Here is a 20568-nt window from a genome sequence, read left to right as displayed (position 1 = left end):
GATCTGGGTCACGCGGTTGTTGGACACGTCCAGCACCGTCACAGGCACGGCATCGCCGTCGTCTGTGAAGATGCGCATCATGCCCACCTTGCGGCCCAGCAAACCGAGACGGTTGCTCAGACTCATAATTTTCTCCAGCCCCCGCACCCTTCGGTTTGGAAGCCTTTGTTTCGATACCCGACATCGATTGGCCGGGTTGACTGGTTGGAATACAAACGCGCCCTGACGGGCGCACCTGTTTCCGGGAAAGCCTGCGATTGTAGTGCAGAAGCCGACTTTGCGGCAACTGCCCTACAAACAGGGGTCTTACTGCAGCTTGATCTCGACGTCGACGCCAGCCGGCAGGTCGAGCTTCATCAGCGCGTCCACCGTCTTGTCGGTCGGGTCAACGATGTCCATCAGGCGCTGGTGCGTGCGGATTTCGAACTGGTCGCGCGAAGTCTTGTTGACGTGCGGCGAACGCAGGATGTCAAAACGCTGCATGCGTGTCGGCAGAGGCACTGGGCCCTTGACGATGGCGCCGGTGCGCTTGGCGGTGTCAACGATCTCCAGCGCGGACTGGTCGATCAGCTTGTAATCAAACGCCTTCAGGCGAATGCGGATCTTTTGCTTTTGCATGACGAATTCCTAAAAAGAACGATGCAGCCTTGCGACTGCGGGGGTGAAAAGGCCGGGCTCAGCCTTCGGACCGAAGCCCGGTCGTCACGCAGCCTTACTCCAGGATCTTTGCCACAACACCGGCGCCAACAGTACGGCCACCTTCGCGAATGGCGAAGCGCAGGCCCTCTTCCATGGCGATCGGGTTGATCAGCTTCACGGTGATGCTGACGTTGTCGCCAGGCATGACCATCTCTTTGTCTTTCGGCAGCTCCACCGCGCCGGTCACGTCGGTGGTACGGAAGTAGAACTGCGGACGGTAGTTGTTGAAGAACGGCGTGTGGCGGCCGCCCTCTTCTTTGCTCAGAACATAGATCTCAGCGGTGAAGTGGGTATGCGGCTTGACGCTGCCGGGCTTGCACAGCACTTGGCCGCGTTGCACGTCTTCGCGCTTGGTGCCGCGCAGCAAAATGCCCACGTTGTCGCCAGCTTGACCTTGGTCGAGCAGCTTGCGGAACATTTCAACGCCGGTGCAGGTGGTCTTTTGGGTGACGGAGATGCCGACGATCTCGATTTCTTCACCCACCTTGACCACACCGCGCTCGATACGGCCCGTCACGACGGTGCCGCGACCCGAGATCGAGAACACGTCTTCAACCGGCATCAGGAAAGCGCCGTCAATGGCACGCTCGGGCTGCGGGATGTAGGTGTCGAGTGCTTCGGCGAGCTTCAGAATCGCGCCTTCGCCGAGTTCGCCCTTGTCGCCTTCCAGGGCCAGCTTGGCGCTGCCGTGGATGATCGGGGTGGCGTCACCGGGGAAGTCGTATTTGTCGAGCAGTTCGCGCACTTCCATTTCGACGAGTTCGAGCAGCTCGGCGTCGTCGACCATGTCGCACTTGTTCAGGAACACGATGATGTAAGGCACGCCCACTTGGCGGGCCAGCAAGATGTGTTCGCGGGTTTGCGGCATGGGGCCGTCAGCAGCGGAGCACACCAGGATCGCGCCGTCCATCTGGGCGGCACCGGTGATCATGTTCTTCACGTAGTCGGCGTGCCCAGGGCAGTCGACGTGGGCGTAGTGGCGGTTCTTGGTCTCGTACTCGACGTGGGCGGTGTTGATGGTGATGCCGCGGGCCTTTTCTTCGGGCGCCGCGTCGATCTGGTCGTACGCCTTGGCTTCGCCGCCAAACTTCTTCGACAGCACCGTCGTGATCGCCGCCGTCAGCGTCGTCTTGCCATGGTCAACGTGCCCAATCGTGCCCACGTTCACGTGTGGCTTCGTACGTTCAAATTTGCCTTTTGCCATTTTTCGCGCTCCTAGCGGTCGAGATTGACAGTGCTGAAAAACTTGGTGCCCATGGCGCGGATCGAACGCGCGACCTCTCCCTTACCAAGGGAGTGCTCTACCACTGAGCCACAAGGGCGAATTCTTAGCAAAACCTCCGCAGTCTGTGGAGCGGGAGACGGGAATCGAACCCGCGTCATTAGCTTGGAAGGCTAGGGTTCTACCATTGAACTACTCCCGCTCGGGAGCCCCTCTCAGCTCGCCAGCTTCGAGGGGAAAACACAAACTCTGAATTCGTTTCGCTTTGGTGGAGGAGGCTGGATTCGAACCAGCGTAGGCGTAAGCCAACAGATTTACAGTCTGCCCCCTTTAGCCACTCGGGCACCCCTCCAAAGCGAACCGAGGACTATAGCATCAAATTTCGACACTCCTGCTTCACAGAGCCCACCAGTCGACCATTTCCTGGGTCGCTACGAAGTGGCTGCCCTCGGCCATGAACTGCCGCTTGATGTCGTAGGACGGGTGCCGCGTAGACAGCACCCGCGGTGACACACCCGGCGGTACCGCCTTGACGAGAAACTGCTGCGCCTTGCCACCCCAGAGCAGGAAGACAGGCGGTGTCGCCCGTTGGCATAAAACCAAAACGATTTCGGATGTGAGCGCAAGCCAACCAGTCTTCAAGTGGCTGCCAGCGTTACCCACTTCTACGGTCAGCGTCGGGTTCAGCAGCAGCACACCTTGTTGGGCCCAGCCGTCGAGCTTCCACACCGCTGGCGGCTGCCAACCGGGCCGATCGGCGGCGAGCACTTCAAAAATGCGCGCAAGCGAGCGTGGCCGGCCATGCCCGGCCGAGAAAGCCAGGCCGTCGGCATGGCCCGCGGTCGGGTAAGGGTCTTGCCCAAAGATCACCACTTTGGCGTCGGCGGGAGACACCAACCGCAGCGCCCGAAATGGGTCAGACGGGGCGATCTCACGGTGGCCTGAAACAGCCTTGACGCCATCGATGACCGCGCTCTGGGCCTGTGGCGTCCAGCCGGGCAAGGCGCTGCGCCAAGCCGCTGGCAGCGCCTCGAACGCTACGGGCAGATCGTCGGCGGTCATGCGAACAACTTCGCCAGTGCTGCGCCGGGGTCGGGTGCGCGCATGAAGGCCTCGCCGACAAGGAAGGCGTGCACGTCAGCGGCACGCATGCGCTCCACGTCTGCGTTGACAAGAATGCCGCTCTCGGTGATCAAAACCCGATCCGCCGGCACGAGTGGCAAGAGTGCAATCGAGGTGTCGAGCGTCACCTCGAAAGTGCGCAGGTTGCGATTGTTGATGCCCAGCAGCGGCGTCTTCAGGCGCAAGGCACGATCAAGTTCTTCGCCGTCATGCACCTCTACCAGCACCGCCATGCCCAGCGCATGCGCCTGCGCTTCAAGCTCGGCCATCTGCCCATCTTCCAGGCAAGCGGCGATCAACAGGATGCAATCTGCCCCCATCGCACGCGCTTCGAACACCTGGTAGGCGTCGACCATGAAATCCTTGCGCAGCACGGGAATGGCGCAGGCCGCACGGGCCTGCTCCAGGTACGCCGTGGCGCCCTGGAAGAACTGCACATCGGTGAGCACGCTCAGGCAGGCCGCACCATGACGCTCGTAGCTCGCCGCAATCTCGGCCGGCGCGAAATGCTCACGCAGCACACCTTTGCTGGGGCTGGCCTTCTTCACTTCGGCGATCACGGCGGCGTGGCCCGCCGCGATCTTGCGGCGCAACGCGCCAGCGAAATCGCGTACATCGGTGCGCGCCTCGGCATCTCGGCGCAGCGACGCGAGGTCACGCTTCGCCTTTGCTGCGGTTATTTCTTCGCGCTTGACCGCGATGATCTTGTTCAGGATGTCGCTCATGGCAGCCCCTCGCCGGCGGAGTACCGCGGGCGATCCCCCGCGGGGATGCGGGCCGGCTTGGGAGCAGCCCGGCGCTCAGCCCGCCTCATGCCGCCCCCAGCTGCTGCGTGGCCGCGACGAACTGGCTCAGCTTCTTCAGCGCGCCGCCCGACGCCACGGCCTCGCGCGCGCGCTTCACGCCGTCGGCCACCGAGCTGGCCACATTGGCGCAGTACAGCGCAGCGCCCGCGTTGAGTAGCACGATGTCGCGCTGCGGGCCCTCTTCATTGGCGAACGCGCGCTGTATGCACTGCACCGACTCAGCCTTGTTGTCGACCTTGAGCACACGCGTGTCATAGACCGGCATGCCGAAGTCGCTCGGGTGCACCACGTACTCGCGCACTTCGCCATTCTTCAGCTCGCCGACCAGTGTTTCGCCGGACAGCGAAATCTCGTCCATGCCATTCATGCCGAAGACCACCATCACGTGGTCAGAGCCCAGGCGCTGCAACACGCGCACCTGGATGCCCACCAGGTCGGCGTGGAACACCCCCATCAACTGATTGGGTGCGCTGGCCGGGTTGGTGAGCGGGCCCAGGATGTTGAAGAAGGTGCGCACGCCCATTTCCTTGCGCACGGGGCCCGCGTGCTTCATAGAAGCGTGGTGGTTGGGCGCAAACATGAAGCCGATACCGGTTTGCTCCAGGCACTGCGCCACCTGCTCGGGCGTGAGGTTGACGTTCGCACCCAGGGCTTCGAGCACGTCGGCGCTGCCGGTGCTCGACGACACGCTGCGCCCGCCATGCTTGGCCACACGCGCGCCCGCGGCGGCAGCCACGAACATCGCAGCAGTGGAGATGTTGAAGGTGTGCGCACCATCGCCGCCGGTGCCGCACAGGTCGACCAGGTTCGTCTTGTCGGCCACCGCCACCGGCGTGGCGAACTCGCGCATCACCTGCGCGGCCGCCGCGATCTCGCCGATGGTTTCCTTTTTCACGCGCAGGCCCATCGCCAAGGCCGAGATCATCACCGGAGACATCTCGCCATTCATGATGCGGCGCATCAGCGTGAGCATCTCGTCGTGAAAGATCTCGCGGTGGTCGATGACGCGGGCCAGGGCTTCAGTGTTGGTGATCGTCATGGAGTGGCTTTCAGGCAGACAAATACTCGCGAACCGTGGCGACAGCGTGGGCCACACCTTCAGCGTCCACATCGAGGTGGGTGACGAAGCGCAGGCGGTAGAGCCCCGTGGCCAGCACGCCGCGCGACTTCAGGTGAGCCAGCAGGCCCGCCGCGCGGTTCCCTCGCACATCGACAAAGACCATGTTGGTTTCGGGTGGCTCAACATCGAGGTTCGGCAAGCCGCTCAGGCCTTGTGCCAAGCGCTGCGCCAGCGCATGGTCGTCGGCAAGACGCACCACATGGTGATCGAGTGCGTGCAGCGCCGCAGCCGCGAGCACGCCGGCTTGTCGCATGCCGCCGCCCAGCATCTTGCGCCAGCGGTGCGCGCTCTTGATCAACGCTCTCGGGCCGCACAACGCCGAGCCCACAGGTGCGCCCAGCCCCTTGGAGAAGCAGACCGAGACAGTGTCGAAGTGCTGCGCCACATCTCTTGCAGGCACGCCCAGCGCAATGGCTGCATTGAAGAGCCGTGCGCCGTCCAGATGCGTTGCCAAGCCATGGCCACGCGCGAGCGCAGTTGCGTCGGCCATGTAGCCCAGGCTCAACGCCTTGCCGCCCAGCGTGTTTTCCAGGCACAGCAGGCGCGAGCGGGCGAAATGCGCGTCGTCGGGTTTGATCGCGGCTTCGATGTCACGCAAAGACAGCGTGCCGTCGGCCTGGTGCTCCAGCGGCTGCGGATGCACGCTGCCCAGCACAGCGGCACCCCCCGCCTCCCAGCGGTAGGTGTGGGCCATCTGGCCCACGATGTACTCATCACCACGGCCACAGTGGCTCATGATGGCGATGAGGTTGCTCTGCGTGCCGCTGGGCACGAAGAGCGCGGCCTCTTTGCCGACCATCGCGGCAATGCGCTCTTGCAGCGCGTTGACCGTCGGGTCGTCACCAAACACGTCATCACCCACATCGGCACGCGCCATGGCCTCGCGCATCGCGGCCGTCGGTTGAGTGACGGTGTCGCTGCGCAGGTCAACAACCGTCACGGCCGCAACTCCAGGAAGTTCTTCAACATCGCGTGCCCATGCTCGGTGAGGATGGATTCGGGGTGGAACTGCACGCCCTCCAGCGGCGTCTTCGTGCCGGCCAACTCGGTGTGGCGCACGCCCATGATCTCGTCGTCTCGCGAGGTGGAGGTGATCTCCAGCTCGCGCGGCAGCGTCGCCCGTTCAATCACCAGCGAGTGGTAGCGGATGACGGTGAAGTGCTCGGGCAGATCGCTGTACACCCCGCGCCTGTCGGTGCTGATCACATCGGTCTTGCCATGCATCTGCGTCTTGGCGCGGATGATCTTGCCACCCAGCGCCGCGCCTATGGCCTGGTGGCCCAGGCACACACCGAGTATGGGCAGCTTGCCGGTGAAGTGCTTGATGCTGTCCACGCAGATGCCGGCTTCGGCGGGCGAGCACGGGCCTGGTGAGAACACCAGTTTGGCGGGCTTCAGTTCGCCAATGCCTTCGAGCGTGATCTCGTCGTTGCGGAACACGCGCACGTCTTCGCCAAGTTCGGCGAAGTACTGCACCAGGTTGAACGTGAAGCTGTCGTAGTTGTCGATCATGAGCAACATTTAGAAGCCCTCCTCGACGAGTTCAGCGGCGCGCAGCAAGGCTCGCGCCTTGGCTTCGGTTTCTTTCCATTCCAGCTCCGGCACCGAATCGGCCACCACGCCGGCAGCGGCCTGCACGTACAGCACGTTGTCCTTGACGATCCCGGTGCGGATGGCAATCGCCACGTCCATGTCACCGGCAAAGCTCAGGTAGCCACATGCGCCACCGTAGATGCCACGCTTCACCGGCTCCAGTTCGTCGATGATTTCCATTGCACGCACCTTGGGCGCGCCGGTGAGCGTGCCTGCCGGGAATGTGGCACGCAGCACATCGAGGCTGGTCATGCCGTCTTTCAGCAGGCCTTCGACATTGCTCACGATGTGCATCACGTGCGAGTAGCGCTCGATCACGAAGGCATCGGTCACCTTCACGCTGCCGGTCTTGGCGATGCGGCCTATGTCGTTGCGCGCCAGGTCGATCAGCATCACGTGTTCGGCGCGCTCTTTCGGGTCGGTGCTCAGCTCTTCTTCGAGTGCCTTGTCTTGCTCGGGCGTGGCACCGCGCGGGCGCGTACCGGCCAACGGGCGAATGGTGACCTTCTGTCCCTCGGGTGTGCTTTCCTGACGCACCAGAATCTCGGGCGATGCGCCCACGATCTGGAAGTCGCCCATGTCGTAGAAGTACATGTACGGCGACGGGTTCAGCGAGCGCAGCGCGCGGTACAGGCTGAGCGGCGATTCGGTGTAGCGCTTTTGCAGCCGCTGCCCCACTTGCACCTGCATCATGTCGCCGGCCGCGATGTACTCCTTGGCCTTGAGCACCGCCGCGATGTAGTCGTCTTTCGCAAACTCGCGCTCCACCGTGTGCGAGCTGCCGCGCTTCACGGGCGGCGCCGTCACGCTGTACTTGAGCTTGTCAGTGAGCTCGGCCAAGCGGCGCTTGGCCTTGAAGTAGGCCTCGGGCTGGGCAGGATCGGCATAAACGATGAGGTAGAGCCGGCCCGAGAGGTTGTCGATCACCGCCAGCTCTTCGCACTGCAGCAGCAGCACGTCGGGCGTGTCGATGCCGCCTGTCTTTTGTGTCTTGGCCAGCTTGGGCTCGATGTAGCGCACTGCGTCGTAGCCAAAGTAGCCGGCCAGGCCGCCGCAAAAGCGCGGCAGGCCCGGGCGCAGCGCCACCTTGAAACGCTGCTGGTAGCTGGCGATGAAGTCGAGCGGGTTGCCCTCAAAGCTTTCGACGATCTGCCCGTCGGTCACGATCTCGGTGTGAAACCCGGTCGAGCGCAGCAGCGTGCGCGCTGGCAGGCCGATGAACGAGTAGCGCCCGAAGCGCTCTCCGCCCACCACCGACTCCAGCAGAAAGCTGTGCTTGCCGCTGCCCGAGCCATAGGCCAGTTTGAGGTAGAGCGAGAGGGGGGTTTCGAGGTCCGCAAAGGCCTCGGCCATCAACGGAATGCGGTTGTAGCCTTCCGAGGCAAGGCTTTTGAATTCAAGTTCGGTGATCACGTTGCAGGGCCCTCCACGGCCCGGCGAGCCGCACATGCGTGGCCCGCGTGGTGATTTGATTCAGACGGTCGGCTGCAGCGTGTGCGGCCGGTGGAGCCGGGGCGCGCAAGGCTCAGAAGAAGCGCTCACGCCGCCAGCGGCAAACTAAACCCGAGCAGGCCGGCAACGCCAGGGCCATGCCCCCCGGTCGTGCGACCCTTTGGTTTGTTTGCGCGCGATAAACATCTAAAAAGTGTAGCAGTACGCGATCACAGCACCACCCAAACGGGTGGTTCGGGAAATCATCACAGACAGCCGGTTTACAACTTGAGACAATCAGTTCTTGCGCACACTCGTGCGAAACAAGCTTGTTTGTGGAGAGTTTTGTGATTCGTCGTTTGATATCCCTTGCAGCCGCCGCCTTGTTGTCGAGCATGGTGACCCTCGCTCACGCCCAGACCGCCGAAGTGGCCGGCGTGAAATACGAAAGCCCGATTCAGGTCGGCAACACACCGCTCGTGCTCAACGGAGCGGGCGTTCGCTACAAGGCCATCTTCAAGGTCTACACCGCCGGCCTGTACCTGACCAAAAAGTCGCCCACCACCGAGGCGGTGTTGAGCGCTCCGGGCCCCAAGCGCATGCACATCGTGATGCTGCGCGACATCAACGCCGGCGAGCTGGGCAAGCTCTTCACCCGCGGCATGGAAGACAACGCCCCGCGTGACGAGTTTTCCAAGTCGATATCGGGCACGCTCAAGATGAGCGAGCTTTTCTTCCAGAAGAAGAAGCTGAATGCAGGCGACTCTTTCTCGGTCGACTGGATTCCGGGCACCGGCACGGTGATCATGATCAACGGCAAACCCTCCACCGAGCCGATCAAGGAACCCGAGTTCTTCTCCGCGCTCGTGAAGATCTGGTTGGGCCAGTCACCCGCCGACTCAATGCTGAAAGACGCACTGCTCGGCAAGGCCCCCGCGCAGCCGGGCAACAACAACTGATTCAGGCCAGGGCGTCGAGCCGGGCGATCACGCCGTCGGCGTCGACGCCCGTCACGGGCTCGCCGTGGTTGTAGCCGTAGCTCACGAGCACCACCGGGCAACCGGCTGAGCGCGCCGCACGCGCGTCGTTGCTCGAATCACCGACCATCAGGGTGTGCTCGGGTCGCGTGCCCAGTGCCTCGCAGGTCATGCGCAAGGGCAGTGGGTCGGGCTTCTTGCGCTCGAAGGCGTCGCCGCCAAACACGTGGTCGAAAAACCCGGCCAACCCCTTTTTCTGCAAAAGGGGTTTGGCGAATGCCGTCGGCTTGTTGGTGACGCACGCGAGCTTCAGGCCCCGGTTGCGCAGGGTTTGCAGGCCTTCGAGCACTCCGGGGTAGACCAAGGCGTGATCGCCGTTGATGGCCAGGTAATGGTGCTGATAGCGCGACCAGGCGGAATCGAAGCTGCGCGCATCTCCGCCCACATGCGCCAGCGTGCTGCGGATCAGATGCTCTGAGCCTTTGCCCACCGTGTGTTCGATGAACGCGCGGTTCACCCTGCGCAAGCTCAGGTCACACAGCATGGCATTCAGCGCCACTTCAAAGTCACCCAGCGTGTCGACCATGGTTCCATCCAGATCGATGATCGCGGCCTGCAGGTCAGCCCACGCCACGCTCATATGTCTAGCGCCGGCCGGTGCTCTTCGCCGCTGACGAAGCGCCACTTGCCCACCAGCGTGGAGATGACGAAGGCAATGGCCGCCGTCAGCAAGATGGCCCCCCAGGCCGACACCCACGCGTTGTCGTAGGCGCCGAACAGGCTCGCCCGGAAGGCGCGCACGACCCAGGTGAAGGGCAGCCACGGGCTCAGGTCTCGGAAGAGATCGCCGCTCAGCTCGATGGGCAAAATGCCGCCGGCGGAAGACAGCTGCAGGATCAGAAACACCAGCGCGAGCGCCTTGCCCACATCGCCAAAAGCGCGCGTGAGTGCCAGGATGATGAGCAGGAACGTCACCGACGCCAGCGACAGCGTGAGCCAGAAAGCCGCGAGGTTGGGCACGCTCACATTGAGCAGCAGCGTGAGCATCAGCAGCACGATGGTGGCCTGGAGCACCACCAGCCCCGACAGCAACGTGAGCTTGCCTAACACCTGCGCGATGCGCGAGGCGTTGCGTGCCGACTCGGGCAGGCGCCGCAGGTGAAAGATGAACGCCATCATCACCGCGCCCAGCCACAGCGCCACTGGCACGAAGTTGGGCGCGAAGCCGGTGCCGTTGTTGGCCACCGGCGCCACCACCTCCACCACCGGCTCCACTGAGTCGGCGAGGCCTTTGGCGCTGCCTTCGAGCGAGGGCGTGTCATTGGGCAGTGATGCGTCGAGCAGGTCCAGCCCGACGGCCAGCCGCGCCGAGCCGGCATGCAGCTTCTCAAGCCCCCCGCGCAGGCTCAGTGTGGTTTGCGCGAGCGTGCTGGCGCCATTCTTGAACTCGTCGAGCTTGCGGTCGTCGGGTAGGCGCACCGCCATGGTGTGGATTCCATCACCCAGCGTGGCCATGCCCTCGGTCAGCTTGCCCACGCCACCTTGCAGCCGGTTTGCGCCGTCGGCAAGCTGCGCCTGGGCCGCGCGCGCTCTCAACAAGCCGCTCGCCAGCTGCTCGCCGCCATCGCCCAGGGCGCCGGCCGCCTTGCCGAGCTTCTCGCCGATGAAAAGGATGTCTTGCGTTTCATCGCGCAGCTGGCGTGCGCCTTCGGTGAGGCGCTGCGCGCCGCCTTGCAGCTGCTCCAGCCCCCTGCCCATGTCGGCATGGCCGTCGGCCAAGGCGTGCGCGCCCTGCTTCAAAGCCTGCAGATCGGCGGCGGGCGGGCGCTTGGCGTCGATCGTGCGCACGCCCCCAGCCACTTGTTTGAAGCCGCCGGTGAGCTGGTTGGCCGCATCACTCAGCTTGCGTGAACCGTCGCCCAAGGCCCGCGCGCCGGCCTCGGCCTGCTCCAGCCCTTCATCGAGCTCGTGCGAACCCGAGCGCAGCTGGGCCATGCCCTCTTTCAGGCTGCGCACGCTGCGCTGCGAGCCCGCGGCCGTGGTCAGCACCAGCTCCCAGCGCGCCTCGTTCAGCGTCTCATTGACCTGGTGGCCCAGCTCGGCAGCAAAGCGGCGCGCCATGCCCGCCGCGGTGTAGTTGTTGCCTTCCGAGGTGTAGACGGTCAGGCGCCCCGCGCCCGCTTCGAGGCCTGGCACCGCGTTGGCACTGAAGTCGCGCGGAATGATGAGCGCCATCGCCAGCCGGCCTTCACGCACATGCTGGCGCGCCTGCTGCTCATCGGTGTAGAGCTGGAAGCCGAAGGTGTTGCGCGCTTGCAGAGTCGCGGCGAGCTCGGCCCCGATTTGGGCCTTCTGGCCGCGATATTCCACACCCACGTCGAGGTTGACGATGGCCGCTGGCAGCGAGCCCGCGCGTGCGGCCGGGTCCCACACGCTGGCGAGGTAGATGAAGGCATAGAGCGCCGGGATGATCAACACCCCGAGCACCGACCAGCCCAGCGTGGGGAAGCGCTTGAACAACCCCGCTTCGAGGCGGGCAATGGCCCAGGCATCTCTCAGGGTTTTCATGGCGGGCGGTGGGTCAGCCGGCCAGCTGCGCCCGCATGGCGTCGATCACGCCCTTGTAGTCGGGCTTGCCGAAGATCGCGCTGCCGGCCACGAAGGTGTCGGCCCCCGCGCTGGCCGCCTGGCGGATGTTGTCGACCTTGATGCCACCGTCGACTTCGAGTCGGATGTCGCGCCCGCTGGCGTCGATCAGCTTGCGCACCTGCTCGATCTTCTTGAGCGCACCCGGGATGAAGCTCTGCCCACCGAAGCCGGGGTTCACGCTCATGATGAGGATGAGGTCAAGCTTGTCGATCACCCACTCGAGCACGTCAAGCGGCTGCGCAGGGTTGAACACCAGCCCGGCCTGGCAGCCTTCGGCCTTGATGAGCTGAAGCGTGCGATCGACGTGTGTGGCGGCGTCGGGGTGAAAGCTCACGAGATCAGCCCCTGCCTTGCAAAAGGCCTGGGCCAGTGCATCGACCGGCCGCACCATCAGGTGCACATCAATCGGCACCTTGCTTCCGTCGGGCTTCACGGCGTGCTTGCGCAGCGCCTCGCAGATCATCGGCCCGAAGGTGAGGTTGGGCACGTAATGGTTGTCCATCACGTCAAAGTGGATCCAGTCCGCGCCGGCAGCGATGACGCTCTTCACTTCGTCGCCCAGGCGGGCGAAGTCAGCCGACAAAATGCTGGGGGCGATGCGATAGGTGGGCTTTGTCATTCATCGATTCTAGGAGCGTCCCTAGAATGCGCCGCATGCCCAAGCCCGAATTCACCTGCAGTGTCAGCGTGCGCCATTTGCCCGAGCAATCTGAGCCCGACAAGGGCGCCTATGCGTTCGCCTACACCGTCACCGTCCGCAACACTGGCGCGGAGACCGCGCAGCTGATCGCCCGCCACTGGGTCATCACCGACGCCCGCGGCCACAGCGAAGAGGTGCGCGGCTTAGCCGTGGTGGGCCAGCAGCCGCTGCTCAAGCCCGGCGAGCGCTTCGAGTACACCAGTTGGACGCGCATCGCCACGCCGCAGGGCAGCATGCGCGGCACCTTCTTCTGCATGACCGAAGCGGCGCAGCCCTTCGACGCGTTGGTGCCAGAGTTCGGCCTTTCCTTGCCTTCGGCCTTGCATTGAAAGCACCTCGCGGCAAGGTGCTGCGCTTCCAGGGCGCGGGCGCGTGGGATCTGAGCGCCTTGCTCAACGCGGCCGACGCTTCGGCGAGCCTGCCCGAGCGCCACCTGTGGTTGGTGCGCTTGCTCGAGTGGCTGCGCCATGCCGCCGTGCCGCTTGAAAACCAGCAGACGCCGACCCCGCTCTTGCGCCTGCGCCACGTTCTCAACGTGCTTGAGCGCCACCCCGAGCACCAGACAGAGGTGGCCGCGCTGCTAGCGCGTTTCTTGCGCGAAGTCGACACCGCTGGCCTGCTGGCCGACTTCGGCTTCGCTCCGCGTATGGGCCTGGGCAGTGAACTCGGGCAACGCCTGCGCTTGCGCCTGCTTCCCGCCACACCCGCCACGACCAACCTGGCCGAGCTGTTCAACCTGCTCTTCCCCGACCCGAACGACGCTCTGTGGCTAGACCAGCTCGACGCCGCCACCCTCACACGCATCACCGCCTTGCTGCAGCCACGCGACGGCGAGCCCGCCGCCGACTGGCGCACGCCGTTTCTCGACGCCCTGATGTTTTTGTCGAGCGCCGTACGCGCCTCGGGTTTCTCGCCCCAGCTACGCGAACGCATGAGCCCCGAGCTGCTGACCGAAGCGCCCTTCAAGCAGCTCGCACGCGTGGCCGAGCAGGTGCGCGAGCACGCCGAGTCGGGTGACACGCCAGCGCTGCTGCGAGAGTCCCTTTACTTGCGCGCGCTGCTCGACAGCTGCCGCCGCTGCACGCTCAGCGTCCACGAGCACCTCGAAGAGCATGGCATCTCGGTCGACGTGGTGTTCGAGGTCGACCAACTGCTGAAGCGCACGCAACGCATTGAAGCCTTGCTGGTGTGCGTGGTGAGCCCCGAGCCCGCACCCGAGGTGGTGAAGCTGGTGGCCGCGCTGGTGCGCACCGCAGAAGACCGGCGCAGCCTGCGCGCCTTGTTTGCCAGCCACTACTCGCTGATGGCGCGCAAGGTGGCTGAGCGCAGCGCCGAAAGCGGTGAGCACTACATCACCCGCGACCGCGCCGCCTACCGCAGCATGCTGCAAGCCGCCGCCGGTGGTGGCATGGTGCTGGCGGGCACCACGTTCTTGAAGTTCTTCGTGCTGGCCATTGGCCTCACGGCGTTCTGGGCCGGCTTCTGGGCCGGGGTGAACTACGCTGCGAGCTTCGTGCTGATCCACCTGCTGCACTTCACCGTGGCCACAAAGCAGCCCGCCATGACAGCGCCCGCCATGGCCGACAAGCTCAGCGACATGAGCCACGACGACGCCGTCGAAGAGTTTGTCGACGAAGTGGCCAACCTCATACGCTCACAGGCAGCCGGAATTCTGGGCAACCTCGCCTTGGTGGCGCCGCTGGTGCTGGGGCTGCAGCTGGCTTGCAACGCCATCTTCGGCACGCTGCTGGTGGGCCCCAAAGATGGCGAGCACGTGCTGCAATCACTCACGCTGCTGGGGCCTACCTTGCTGTTCGCCGCCTTCACAGGCGTGCTGCTGTTTGCCAGCTCCATCATTGCCGGCTGGGTGGAAAACTGGTTCGTCTGGCACCGCATCGACAGTGCCATCGCCTGGAACCCGCGCATCGTGGCGCGCCTGGGCTCAGCCCGCGCGCAGCGCTGGGGCATTTACTGGCGCGCCAACATCTCGGGCTTCACGGCCAATATCTCGCTGGGTCTGATGCTCGGCATCGTGCCTGCGGTGGCGCTTTTTTTCGGGCTGCCGATCGAGGTAAGGCACGTCACGCTGTCCACCGGCCAGCTGGCCGCAGCGGTGGGCGCGCTGGGCTTTGACGTGCTGCGAGAGGCGCCGTTCTGGTGGTGCCTGGCGGCCACGCTGCTCACCGGCATGCTCAATCTGGGCGTGAGCTTTTTCCTTGCCTTCAAGGTGGCGCTGCGCTCAAGAGGCATACGCCTCACCGAGCGCAGCCGCATCTACCGCGCGATTCGTCAGCGCCTGTGGCGCCGGCCGTTATCTTTCGTGTTGCCCCCGCGGGCACCCGATCAACGCTCGTCACTGCCCTTGTGAATGTGACTGTTGCGCCGCTCGCCACCCTTGCGACCCGAAAACATGGTCCACCATACGATCAACACCAACACCGCCAGCGCAGCGAGCGCTTCCAGCACAAGCAAAGTCATGAAGAACACCTTTGGCATCAGCAAGGGGCTGCTGGCGGCGGCGATTCTAGGCGTGCTGTTGGGCATGCTTGCCTCGTGCGTGAGCGCACCGAGTGGGCCCTCAACGCCCTCCGCATCGGCGAGCGACACGCCCACCGCCGCCACCCCCGCCACACCTCCGGTCGTGATGCAGCGCGGCCGCGCGCGCTGGGTCAGCGTCGACTGGTCTGAGCTGCCCGGTTGGGAGGCCGACAACACCGCTGAGCTGTGGCCGGCCCTGCTGCGTGGCTGCGAGAAACCCGCACTCGAGTGGGCCCGCGTGTGCACCGAGGCGCGCGGCATGCACCCCGCCTCGGCCGCATCGGCGCGCGGCTGGCTGCGCCAGCGCCTCCAACCATGGCGCGTAGAGAGCGCTGAGGGCGCCACCGAAGGGCTGGTCACTGGCTACTTCGAGCCTCTGGTCGAAGCGCGCCGTGTTGCGACCGGCGCCTACCGCATTGCCCTCTACCGTGCGCCCGGCGACCTCGCCACACGCAAGCCCTACTGGACTCGCCAACAGCTCGACACCCTGCCCGCCGCAAAAGCCTCGCTGGGCGGCGCTGCATTCGCTTACGTGGCCAACCCGCTAGACGCACTCATCCTGCAAATTCAAGGCTCGGGCCGCCTCGCGATGACCGAAGCGAACGGCCAGCGCCAGCTGGTGCGCGTGGCTTTTGCAGGGCACAACGACCAACCCTACAAGTCGGTGGGCAAATGGCTGATCGAGCAGGGCCAGTTGCGAGCTGAGCAGGCTTCATGGCCGGCCATCAAAACCTGGGCGCGGGCCAACCCTAAGCGCGTGAACGAGATGCTGTGGGCCAACCCGCGCTACGTGTTCTTCCGCGAAGAGCCGCTGCCCGACCCTTCAGTGGGGCCGCGCGGCGCGCAAAACGTGCCGCTCACCCCGGGCCGCTCCATCGCCGTCGATCCACAAAGCGTGCCCTATGGAGCACCAGTGTGGCTGGACACCACCGAGCCGCTGTCCAACACGACCTTGCAACGGCTGGTGATGGCGCAAGACACCGGCAGCGCGATCACGGGGGCGGTGCGGGCCGACTACTTCTGGGGTTGGGGCGATGTGGCCGAGCAGCAGGCCGGCCGGATGAAGCAGCCTCTGCGCATGTGGGTGTTGTGGCCAAGAAACTAACAGGTCGCGCGCGGCGCGCCGCCCCGCGGAGGTGCGACCTTAAGACAACCCCGAGAACGGGGCGTCAGATCAGGGATTGCGCCAGGCGAACGACGACGATCGACGCGGCAGCAAAAGCCACCAGCGCCCAACCCGGCAAAAAGCCGCGGGGTGCGTGTTCGTGGCGATGACGATGTTTGTCAGTCATGTGAGTTCCAGCATCAAAACCGACCGGTTTGGGCGGTTGTAGGCGGCTACCCGAAGTGTTTGCAGCCGTCAGGCCATCAAAAGCGAGCTTCGTGCCAGCTTCAGTGGCGGTGCCGGCCCATGGGTCGCCCGAAGAACTCGACGTAGTGCGCCACGGCCTCGCCGTTGTTGCCCACCAGGCTCACGGCGTGGTGGATTTGGAGGTCGGGCACGTCGAGCAGCCACGACCAACGGGCCACCTCCAGCGGGTCGGCAATGTCGACTTGCGGGTGGTTGGGGCCTTCTAAAGTGGAGCTGTGTTCGGAGAAGTGCATGGCAACACACGAGGGATGCGTTTGGGTACCTGATTTATCGGTCAATCGCCCCTGCGACTTGAGCCGCACGTGCGCACGCACTGACCTCAGTGGTGTGGCCTCAGCCGCCTCAGGCCACCACTGTGCGGTTGCGCCCCGCTGTCTTGGCGCGGTACATGGCGCGGTCAGCGCGCTCGATGATCGCCTCGACCCGGTCTTCGAGGGCACACACCCCTATGCCGGCCGAGAAGGTCACCACCAGCTTGGGTGCAATGTGCTCGAAGCTGCGCGCGGCCAGTTGCACCCGCATGCGCTCCACGCAGGCCAGGGCGTCGTCGGCCGAGGTGTTGGGCAGCATCAGCAAGAACTCTTCGCCGCCCCAGCGCGCCAGCGAGTCACCGGCCCGCAGGCCGTGGGTCACCACGTCGGCAAAGATCTGCAGCACCTGGTCGCCGGCCTGGTGGCCAAACATGTCGTTCACGCGCTTGAAGTGGTCGATGTCCATCAGCACCATGCTGATCGGGTTGCGGTTGCGGTGCTGGCGGCCACGCTCTGATGTCATCAGCGTCGTCATGTGGCGACGGTTTGACAGGCCGGTGAGTTCGTCTTGCGTGGCCAGCAGGCGGTTTTGCGCGAGCGCGCTTTCGAGCTGGGCCTTTTGCATGCGCAGCTTGTTGCGCATGCTGCTCAGTTGCCCAGCCAGCCAGCCGATCACCGGCAGCATCAGCGCCACCAACAAGAAGTGCAGCAGTTCTTCGCGCGGCGGGTACTGCACCGGGTCGACATAGGCGCACAGGCCCATGGTGGCGCCCAGCACCCCCACGCCAATCCCTGCCATGCGCCGCGCTTGCGCTGGCGTAAGCGCGAACACGCCGAAAAACTGGCCCATCAACACGGTCATCAGCATGGCGCCGCGTATCGGCCCAGCCACCACGTAAGCCGCGCAGGTGGCGGCCACACACACCAGGCCCTGCACCTGCGTGAGGGCGGGGTCGGCGCTAACGGCCTGATTGCGCCCGCTGCGTATCAAGGCATAGAAGACCACCGAGACGCCCAGCACCGCAGAAGTGAGCGCCAATGCCGGCAGCAGGTCGATCACATCGAGCCACACGCCCAGCCCGGTGATGGCGCACAGGCCGCCGTACACCGCCGAGGCGACCAGCGACTGCTTCACGCGCACGCGCTGGTTCCGGTCGACGCCCAGAACGGCGTCAACCCATCGGTTTAAATCGGCTCGATTCATGTCAGCTTCGTTATCGGCAGCACGCTCAAAAGCTGAACAGTAACCCTTCGCCGCCGCGTGGGAAAGCGCACACCGCACGAAGAGACCCCCCTGAACCCGGTGCCAGCTCGAACTCTCGCAAAAGTTCGTGAAGAACGCCCGTTCGGAGCCATCTTTGCGGGTCAGTGGGCTGACGACGGCGCCCGGGTGGGCAAGCTCCACAGCCACAGCGCCACCAGCGTGCAGCACACCGCGGGCGCCCAGCGCCAAGGCGATTGCACCACCCACCAGGTGCCCAGCGAGCTGGCGGCCATCATCGCGGTGGCGAGCTGCTTGGCGCGCAAGGGCACGGCACGGTGCTCACGCCAGTCGCGCACCATCGGGCCGAAGCGGGGGTCATTCAAAAGCCAAGCCTCCCAGCGCTTGCTGCCGCGCGAGAAGCAAAACGCCGCCAGCAGCACCAGCGGCGTCGTGGGCAAGAGCGGCAGCACGATGCCCACCACCCCGACGGCCAGACTCAATGCACCAGCCACTAGCCACAGGGCCCGCTGCCAGCGCGTGCTGCTCTTACTCGACTGCGTAGGTGTCATGCCCTCGATGCTAGGGCCTGTACGAGCCACGCGCTCCCGCTCAGGGCCTGGGCGAACCCGCGCGCTTGATCCAGCGCGCCCGCGACAGCGCCAGCACCTCGACCACGCCCCACAGCAATGCACAGCCCACCACCAGCACCGAGTGAGGCGAACGCAGAGGCATGTGTTTGCGGGGCAGGCCAACCATGTCGCACACCGTAGCGCCGTCATGTGACGGGTTTGTGTCACGACACGGTCAAACGCAGGCGCTACCGTGACAAGCTTGCACCCCGCCCCCGAATTGCACGAGCTACAGCGCCTGATCGAAGAAGGCAGGCCCCACCTCGAATCCCAGCTGCTGTGCGAGGTGAGCGCCGGCGGAGCGCCGCTGCCTGTTTGGGCGTTGACACTAGGCAACCCCTCGCCCGATGTGCCGGCGGTGGGCTTCTTCGGCGGTGTGCACGGCCTGGAGCGCATAGGCGCCGAGGTGGTGCTGGCCTACCTGCGCCACTTGGTTGCCCGCCTGCCCTGGGACGATCAGCTGCACCGCCAGCTCGAGGGTCTGCGCCTCGTCTTCATGCCCATCGTCAACCCCGGAGGCCTGGTGCTGGGCACACGCGCCAACCCGCAGGGGGTGGACCTGATGCGCAACTCGCCAGTCGACTCTGCCGAGCGCGTGCCGCTGCTGCTGGGGGGCCAGCGCCAAAGCGCGGCGCTGCCCTGGTACCGCGGGCCGGCGGGCGCGCCCATGCAGGCCGAGAGCGCAGCGATGTGTGCGCTGGTCGAGCAAGAGCTGCTGGGCCGCCCGTTTGCGTTGGCGCTGGACTGCCACTCAGGCTTCGGCCTGCGCGACCGGCTGTGGTTTCCCCACGCCCACAGCCCGCAGCCGATGCAGCACCTGGCCGAGGTGCATGCGCTGGGCGCCATCTTCGACCGCAGCCACCCGCACCACCGCTACGTGTTGGAGCCGCAGAGCCGTCAGTACCTGGCGCATGGCGACCTGTGGGATCACCTTTACCTGCAGGCCTGCGCGCAGCACCCCGATCGGGTGTTCATGCCGCTCACGCTGGAGATGGGCTCGTGGTTGTGGGTGAAGAAGAACCCGCGCCAGCTCTTCACCCGCCACGGCATGTTCAACCCGCTGATCGAACACCGCCTGCAGCGCGTGCTGCGCGAGCACATGCCGCTGCTCGACTTCATCGTGCGGGCCGCCGCCAGCCATGCACGCTGGTTGCCCAGCGGCGCGCGACGCCAGCAGCACCATGCGCAGGCGCTTGCGCGCTGGTGGTCTACAGACCGAGTTCGCTGAGGCTCGCGTGGTCGTCGGGCCGGCGGCCAAGCGGCCAATGGAAGAGGCGCTCGCCTTCCTGGATCGACAGATCATTGATGCTGGCGTAGCGCCGCATCATCAAGCCCTGTTCGTTGAACTCCCAGTTCTCGTTGCCGTAGCTGCGAAACCACTGGCCCGCGTCGTCATGAAATTCGTAGGCGAAGCGCACGCCGATGCGCGCGCCGTTGAAAGCCCACAGCTCCTTGATCAGCCGGTAGTCGAGCTCGCGCGCCCACTTGCGCTGCAAGAACTCTTTCACCTGCGCGCGGCCGACCGGAAACTCGGCGCGGTTGCGCCAGCGCGTGTCTTCGGTGTAGACGCCCACCACGCGATCGGGGTCGCGCGAGTTCCAGGCGTCTTCGGCCATGCGTACTTTTTGGCGTGCGGTTTCGTCGGTGAAGGGTGGCAAGGGTGGGCGGGTATCCATGGGCTCACGCTCCTGCACGTCAGTAAGTCTTGTAGGGCAAGAACTTGCCCGACATCGTGATACTCACCCGGTCGCCCTTTGGATCGGCCTCGCGCGCCAGATCCATCTTGAAGTCAATCGCACTCATGATCCCGTCACCAAACTCTTCATGGATCAGCTCCTTGAAGGTCGTGCCGTACACGTTGATCAGCTCATAGAAGCGATAGATCAACGGATCGGTGGGCACGCTGGTCGGCAATGACCCCTTGTAGGGCACCACCTGCAGCCACTTCTGCTCGGCCTCCGAGAGGCCGAAGATCTCACCGACGATGCCAGCCTGCTTCGGGTCGAGCGTCATCTGGCCCAGGCAGGCGGCGGTGACCCACTCCTTGCTCAGGCCCACCTTCTTCGCGACTTCGGACCACTTGAGGCCCTTGGCGACCTTGGCGAGGATGATTTTTTCGGTGACGGCGATGCGGCTCATGGCGGGCGCTCCTTGCGCTGGGTGAGGGGGGATCAGGTTCGCGGCCAGCGGAACTTCCGCTCGGCCTCGGCGATGGCAACGTCGTTGATGCTCGCTTCGCGTCGGCGCATCAAGCC

At 65.0% G+C, this 20568-nt stretch carries 26 protein-coding genes, 3 tRNA genes and 1 pseudogene; 5 read left to right on the top strand and 25 right to left on the bottom strand.

Annotated elements, in window-relative coordinates:
- The 13 genes and pseudogenes from AC30QB_RS12530 to AC30QB_RS12470 all read right to left on the bottom strand — a co-directional run.
- Positions 1–126 (bottom strand): annotated as a pseudogene (locus AC30QB_RS12530) (50S ribosomal protein L3); the annotation flags it as partial.
- Between the two features lie 180 nt (positions 127–306).
- Positions 307–618: a 30S ribosomal protein S10 gene (gene rpsJ / locus AC30QB_RS12525; protein WP_019561663.1), complete on the bottom strand. Its 312-nt coding sequence runs from the start codon at positions 616–618 to the stop codon at positions 307–309.
- Positions 619–712: 94 nt separating this feature from the next.
- Entirely contained in the window at positions 713–1903 is a 1191-nt protein-coding gene (gene tuf, locus AC30QB_RS12520) for an elongation factor Tu (protein ID WP_489546551.1), read from the bottom strand.
- 43 nt (positions 1904–1946) lie between these two features.
- Positions 1947–2021 (bottom strand) — tRNA-Thr (locus AC30QB_RS12515).
- A gap of 28 nt (positions 2022–2049) precedes the next feature.
- A tRNA-Gly gene (locus AC30QB_RS12510) sits at positions 2050–2123 on the bottom strand.
- 64 nt (positions 2124–2187) lie between these two features.
- A tRNA-Tyr gene (locus tag AC30QB_RS12505) sits at positions 2188–2273 on the bottom strand.
- Between the two features lie 44 nt (positions 2274–2317).
- Positions 2318–2983, bottom strand: coding sequence for a uracil-DNA glycosylase (locus AC30QB_RS12500; protein ID WP_489546550.1), 666 nt, complete (start codon positions 2981–2983; stop codon positions 2318–2320).
- Positions 2980–3768 (bottom strand): indole-3-glycerol phosphate synthase TrpC, encoded by a 789-nt coding sequence (trpC, locus tag AC30QB_RS12495; protein WP_489546549.1) that lies wholly within the window; start codon positions 3766–3768, stop codon positions 2980–2982. The genes AC30QB_RS12500 and trpC overlap by 4 nt, the downstream gene beginning before the upstream one ends.
- A gap of 85 nt (positions 3769–3853) precedes the next feature.
- On the bottom strand, positions 3854–4888 hold the full coding sequence (gene trpD / locus AC30QB_RS12490; RefSeq protein ID WP_489546548.1) for an anthranilate phosphoribosyltransferase: 1035 nt from the start codon (positions 4886–4888) through the stop codon (positions 3854–3856).
- A gap of 10 nt (positions 4889–4898) precedes the next feature.
- On the bottom strand, positions 4899–5909 hold the full coding sequence (gene ltaE / locus AC30QB_RS12485) for a low-specificity L-threonine aldolase (protein WP_489546547.1): 1011 nt from the start codon (positions 5907–5909) through the stop codon (positions 4899–4901).
- A complete protein-coding gene (locus AC30QB_RS12480) occupies positions 5906–6490 on the bottom strand; it encodes an aminodeoxychorismate/anthranilate synthase component II (protein WP_489546546.1) in 585 nt (194 codons plus the stop codon). Before AC30QB_RS12480 ends, ltaE begins: the two co-directional genes overlap by 4 nt.
- The gene (gene trpE, locus AC30QB_RS12475) at positions 6491–7975 is read right to left on the bottom strand and encodes an anthranilate synthase component I (RefSeq protein ID WP_489546545.1); all 1485 of its coding nucleotides are present in this window, start codon (positions 7973–7975) and stop codon (positions 6491–6493) included.
- Between the two features lie 112 nt (positions 7976–8087).
- The gene (locus AC30QB_RS12470; protein WP_489546544.1) at positions 8088–8390 is read right to left on the bottom strand and encodes a hypothetical protein; all 303 of its coding nucleotides are present in this window, start codon (positions 8388–8390) and stop codon (positions 8088–8090) included.
- Here AC30QB_RS12470 and AC30QB_RS12465 point away from each other — a divergent pair.
- Positions 8389–8952, top strand: coding sequence for a chalcone isomerase family protein (locus AC30QB_RS12465; protein ID WP_489546543.1), 564 nt, complete (start codon positions 8389–8391; stop codon positions 8950–8952). The two genes, AC30QB_RS12470 and AC30QB_RS12465, sit on opposite strands and share 2 nt — an antisense overlap.
- 1 nt (position 8953) lies before the next feature.
- Here AC30QB_RS12465 and gph read toward each other — a convergent pair whose 3' ends face one another.
- Genes gph through rpe form a run of 3 tightly spaced genes read right to left on the bottom strand, consistent with a single transcriptional unit; the run spans position 8954 to position 12238 of the window.
- Positions 8954–9610 (bottom strand): phosphoglycolate phosphatase, encoded by a 657-nt coding sequence (gene gph / locus AC30QB_RS12460; RefSeq protein ID WP_489546542.1) that lies wholly within the window; start codon positions 9608–9610, stop codon positions 8954–8956.
- A complete protein-coding gene (locus AC30QB_RS12455) occupies positions 9607–11538 on the bottom strand; it encodes a YhgE/Pip domain-containing protein (protein WP_489546541.1) in 1932 nt (643 codons plus the stop codon). The genes gph and AC30QB_RS12455 overlap by 4 nt, the downstream gene beginning before the upstream one ends.
- Before the next feature lie 13 nt (positions 11539–11551).
- Positions 11552–12238 (bottom strand): ribulose-phosphate 3-epimerase, encoded by a 687-nt coding sequence (gene rpe, locus AC30QB_RS12450; RefSeq protein ID WP_489546540.1) that lies wholly within the window; start codon positions 12236–12238, stop codon positions 11552–11554.
- 35 nt (positions 12239–12273) lie between these two features.
- On the opposite strand from rpe, the gene apaG reads away from it, so the two are divergent.
- Both apaG and AC30QB_RS12440 read left to right on the top strand, forming a co-directional pair.
- Complete coding sequence (gene apaG / locus AC30QB_RS12445; protein WP_489546539.1) at positions 12274–12648, top strand: Co2+/Mg2+ efflux protein ApaG; 375 nt, start codon at positions 12274–12276, stop codon at positions 12646–12648.
- Complete coding sequence (locus tag AC30QB_RS12440; RefSeq protein WP_489546538.1) at positions 12645–14687, top strand: site-specific recombinase; 2043 nt, start codon at positions 12645–12647, stop codon at positions 14685–14687. Before apaG ends, AC30QB_RS12440 begins: the two co-directional genes overlap by 4 nt.
- Here the strand turns inward: AC30QB_RS12440 and AC30QB_RS12435 are convergent.
- Entirely contained in the window at positions 14663–14797 is a 135-nt protein-coding gene (locus tag AC30QB_RS12435; protein WP_489546537.1) for a hypothetical protein, read from the bottom strand. The genes AC30QB_RS12440 and AC30QB_RS12435 overlap by 25 nt on opposite strands.
- Between AC30QB_RS12435 and mltA the strand changes: the two genes are divergently transcribed.
- Complete coding sequence (gene mltA / locus AC30QB_RS12430) at positions 14796–15962, top strand: murein transglycosylase A (RefSeq protein ID WP_489546536.1); 1167 nt, start codon at positions 14796–14798, stop codon at positions 15960–15962. The genes AC30QB_RS12435 and mltA overlap by 2 nt on opposite strands.
- Positions 15963–16026: 64 nt before the next feature.
- On the opposite strand, the gene AC30QB_RS12425 is transcribed toward mltA, so the two are convergent.
- The 5 genes from AC30QB_RS12425 to AC30QB_RS12405 form a co-directional block, all read right to left on the bottom strand.
- Entirely contained in the window at positions 16027–16149 is a 123-nt protein-coding gene (locus AC30QB_RS12425) for a hypothetical protein (RefSeq protein WP_489546535.1), read from the bottom strand.
- Between the two features lie 100 nt (positions 16150–16249).
- A complete protein-coding gene (locus tag AC30QB_RS12420) occupies positions 16250–16462 on the bottom strand; it encodes a DUF3606 domain-containing protein (RefSeq protein ID WP_489546534.1) in 213 nt (70 codons plus the stop codon).
- 109 nt (positions 16463–16571) lie between these two features.
- Positions 16572–17684: a GGDEF domain-containing protein gene (locus AC30QB_RS12415; protein WP_489546533.1), complete on the bottom strand. Its 1113-nt coding sequence runs from the start codon at positions 17682–17684 to the stop codon at positions 16572–16574.
- A gap of 161 nt (positions 17685–17845) precedes the next feature.
- Positions 17846–18253 (bottom strand): YbaN family protein, encoded by a 408-nt coding sequence (locus AC30QB_RS12410; RefSeq protein ID WP_489546532.1) that lies wholly within the window; start codon positions 18251–18253, stop codon positions 17846–17848.
- A 40-nt stretch (positions 18254–18293) separates the two neighbouring features.
- Positions 18294–18416 (bottom strand): hypothetical protein, encoded by a 123-nt coding sequence (locus AC30QB_RS12405; protein WP_489546531.1) that lies wholly within the window; start codon positions 18414–18416, stop codon positions 18294–18296.
- 90 nt (positions 18417–18506) lie between these two features.
- On the opposite strand from AC30QB_RS12405, the gene AC30QB_RS12400 reads away from it, so the two are divergent.
- The gene (locus tag AC30QB_RS12400; protein WP_489546530.1) at positions 18507–19541 is read left to right on the top strand and encodes a M14 family zinc carboxypeptidase; all 1035 of its coding nucleotides are present in this window, start codon (positions 18507–18509) and stop codon (positions 19539–19541) included.
- Here AC30QB_RS12400 and AC30QB_RS12395 read toward each other — a convergent pair.
- From AC30QB_RS12395 to AC30QB_RS12385, 3 genes are read right to left on the bottom strand one after another with little or no spacing between them, the layout of a single operon-like run.
- A complete protein-coding gene (locus AC30QB_RS12395) occupies positions 19522–19989 on the bottom strand; it encodes a nuclear transport factor 2 family protein (protein WP_489546529.1) in 468 nt (155 codons plus the stop codon). The two genes, AC30QB_RS12400 and AC30QB_RS12395, sit on opposite strands and share 20 nt — an antisense overlap.
- 19 nt (positions 19990–20008) lie before the next feature.
- Positions 20009–20452 carry a cyanase gene (gene cynS / locus AC30QB_RS12390; protein WP_489546528.1) on the bottom strand — a complete coding sequence of 148 codons (444 nt, stop codon included), beginning with the start codon at positions 20450–20452 and terminating at the stop codon, positions 20009–20011.
- Positions 20453–20484: 32 nt separating this feature from the next.
- Positions 20485–20562 carry a hypothetical protein gene (locus AC30QB_RS12385; RefSeq protein WP_489546552.1) on the bottom strand — a complete coding sequence of 26 codons (78 nt, stop codon included), beginning with the start codon at positions 20560–20562 and terminating at the stop codon, positions 20485–20487.
- Positions 20563–20568: the final 6 nt, after the last annotated feature.

This window comes from Rhizobacter sp., from assembly GCF_046595475.1.
In the GTDB taxonomy this organism is placed as follows: Bacteria; Pseudomonadota; Gammaproteobacteria; order Burkholderiales; family Burkholderiaceae_C; genus Rhizobacter.
The sequence above is the reverse complement of the archived record's forward strand: the minus strand, read 5'-3'. Positions and strand labels throughout refer to the sequence as shown.

What these genes read in the sequence shown, in the direction of transcription:
- trpD (WP_489546548.1), bottom strand. Translation starts at nt 4,888, where the DNA reads ATGACGATCACCAACACTGAAGCCCTGGCCCGCGTCATCGACCACCGC.
- AC30QB_RS12405 (WP_489546531.1), bottom strand. Translation starts at nt 18,416, where the DNA reads ATGCCTCTGCGTTCGCCTCACTCGGTGCTGGTGGTGGGCTGTGCATTG.
- tuf (WP_489546551.1), bottom strand. Translation starts at nt 1,903, where the DNA reads ATGGCAAAAGGCAAATTTGAACGTACGAAGCCACACGTGAACGTGGGC.
- AC30QB_RS12425 (WP_489546535.1), bottom strand. Translation starts at nt 16,149, where the DNA reads ATGACTGACAAACATCGTCATCGCCACGAACACGCACCCCGCGGCTTT.
- AC30QB_RS12410 (WP_489546532.1), bottom strand. Translation starts at nt 18,253, where the DNA reads ATGACACCTACGCAGTCGAGTAAGAGCAGCACGCGCTGGCAGCGGGCC.
- gph (WP_489546542.1), bottom strand. Translation starts at nt 9,610, where the DNA reads ATGAGCGTGGCGTGGGCTGACCTGCAGGCCGCGATCATCGATCTGGAT.
- AC30QB_RS12480 (WP_489546546.1), bottom strand. Translation starts at nt 6,490, where the DNA reads ATGTTGCTCATGATCGACAACTACGACAGCTTCACGTTCAACCTGGTG.
- rpsJ (WP_019561663.1), bottom strand. Translation starts at nt 618, where the DNA reads ATGCAAAAGCAAAAGATCCGCATTCGCCTGAAGGCGTTTGATTACAAG.
- mltA (WP_489546536.1), top strand. Translation starts at nt 14,796, where the DNA reads ATGAAGAACACCTTTGGCATCAGCAAGGGGCTGCTGGCGGCGGCGATT.
- rpe (WP_489546540.1), bottom strand. Translation starts at nt 12,238, where the DNA reads ATGACAAAGCCCACCTATCGCATCGCCCCCAGCATTTTGTCGGCTGAC.
- trpC (WP_489546549.1), bottom strand. Translation starts at nt 3,768, where the DNA reads ATGAGCGACATCCTGAACAAGATCATCGCGGTCAAGCGCGAAGAAATA.
- AC30QB_RS12435 (WP_489546537.1), bottom strand. Translation starts at nt 14,797, where the DNA reads ATGACTTTGCTTGTGCTGGAAGCGCTCGCTGCGCTGGCGGTGTTGGTG.
- AC30QB_RS12465 (WP_489546543.1), top strand. Translation starts at nt 8,389, where the DNA reads ATGGTGACCCTCGCTCACGCCCAGACCGCCGAAGTGGCCGGCGTGAAA.
- apaG (WP_489546539.1), top strand. Translation starts at nt 12,274, where the DNA reads ATGCCCAAGCCCGAATTCACCTGCAGTGTCAGCGTGCGCCATTTGCCC.
- AC30QB_RS12395 (WP_489546529.1), bottom strand. Translation starts at nt 19,989, where the DNA reads ATGGATACCCGCCCACCCTTGCCACCCTTCACCGACGAAACCGCACGC.
- AC30QB_RS12455 (WP_489546541.1), bottom strand. Translation starts at nt 11,538, where the DNA reads ATGAAAACCCTGAGAGATGCCTGGGCCATTGCCCGCCTCGAAGCGGGG.
- AC30QB_RS12470 (WP_489546544.1), bottom strand. Translation starts at nt 8,390, where the DNA reads ATGCTCGACAACAAGGCGGCGGCTGCAAGGGATATCAAACGACGAATC.
- cynS (WP_489546528.1), bottom strand. Translation starts at nt 20,452, where the DNA reads ATGAGCCGCATCGCCGTCACCGAAAAAATCATCCTCGCCAAGGTCGCC.
- AC30QB_RS12415 (WP_489546533.1), bottom strand. Translation starts at nt 17,684, where the DNA reads ATGAATCGAGCCGATTTAAACCGATGGGTTGACGCCGTTCTGGGCGTC.
- AC30QB_RS12385 (WP_489546552.1), bottom strand. Translation starts at nt 20,562, where the DNA reads ATGCGCCGACGCGAAGCGAGCATCAACGACGTTGCCATCGCCGAGGCC.
- AC30QB_RS12500 (WP_489546550.1), bottom strand. Translation starts at nt 2,983, where the DNA reads ATGACCGCCGACGATCTGCCCGTAGCGTTCGAGGCGCTGCCAGCGGCT.
- AC30QB_RS12420 (WP_489546534.1), bottom strand. Translation starts at nt 16,462, where the DNA reads ATGCACTTCTCCGAACACAGCTCCACTTTAGAAGGCCCCAACCACCCG.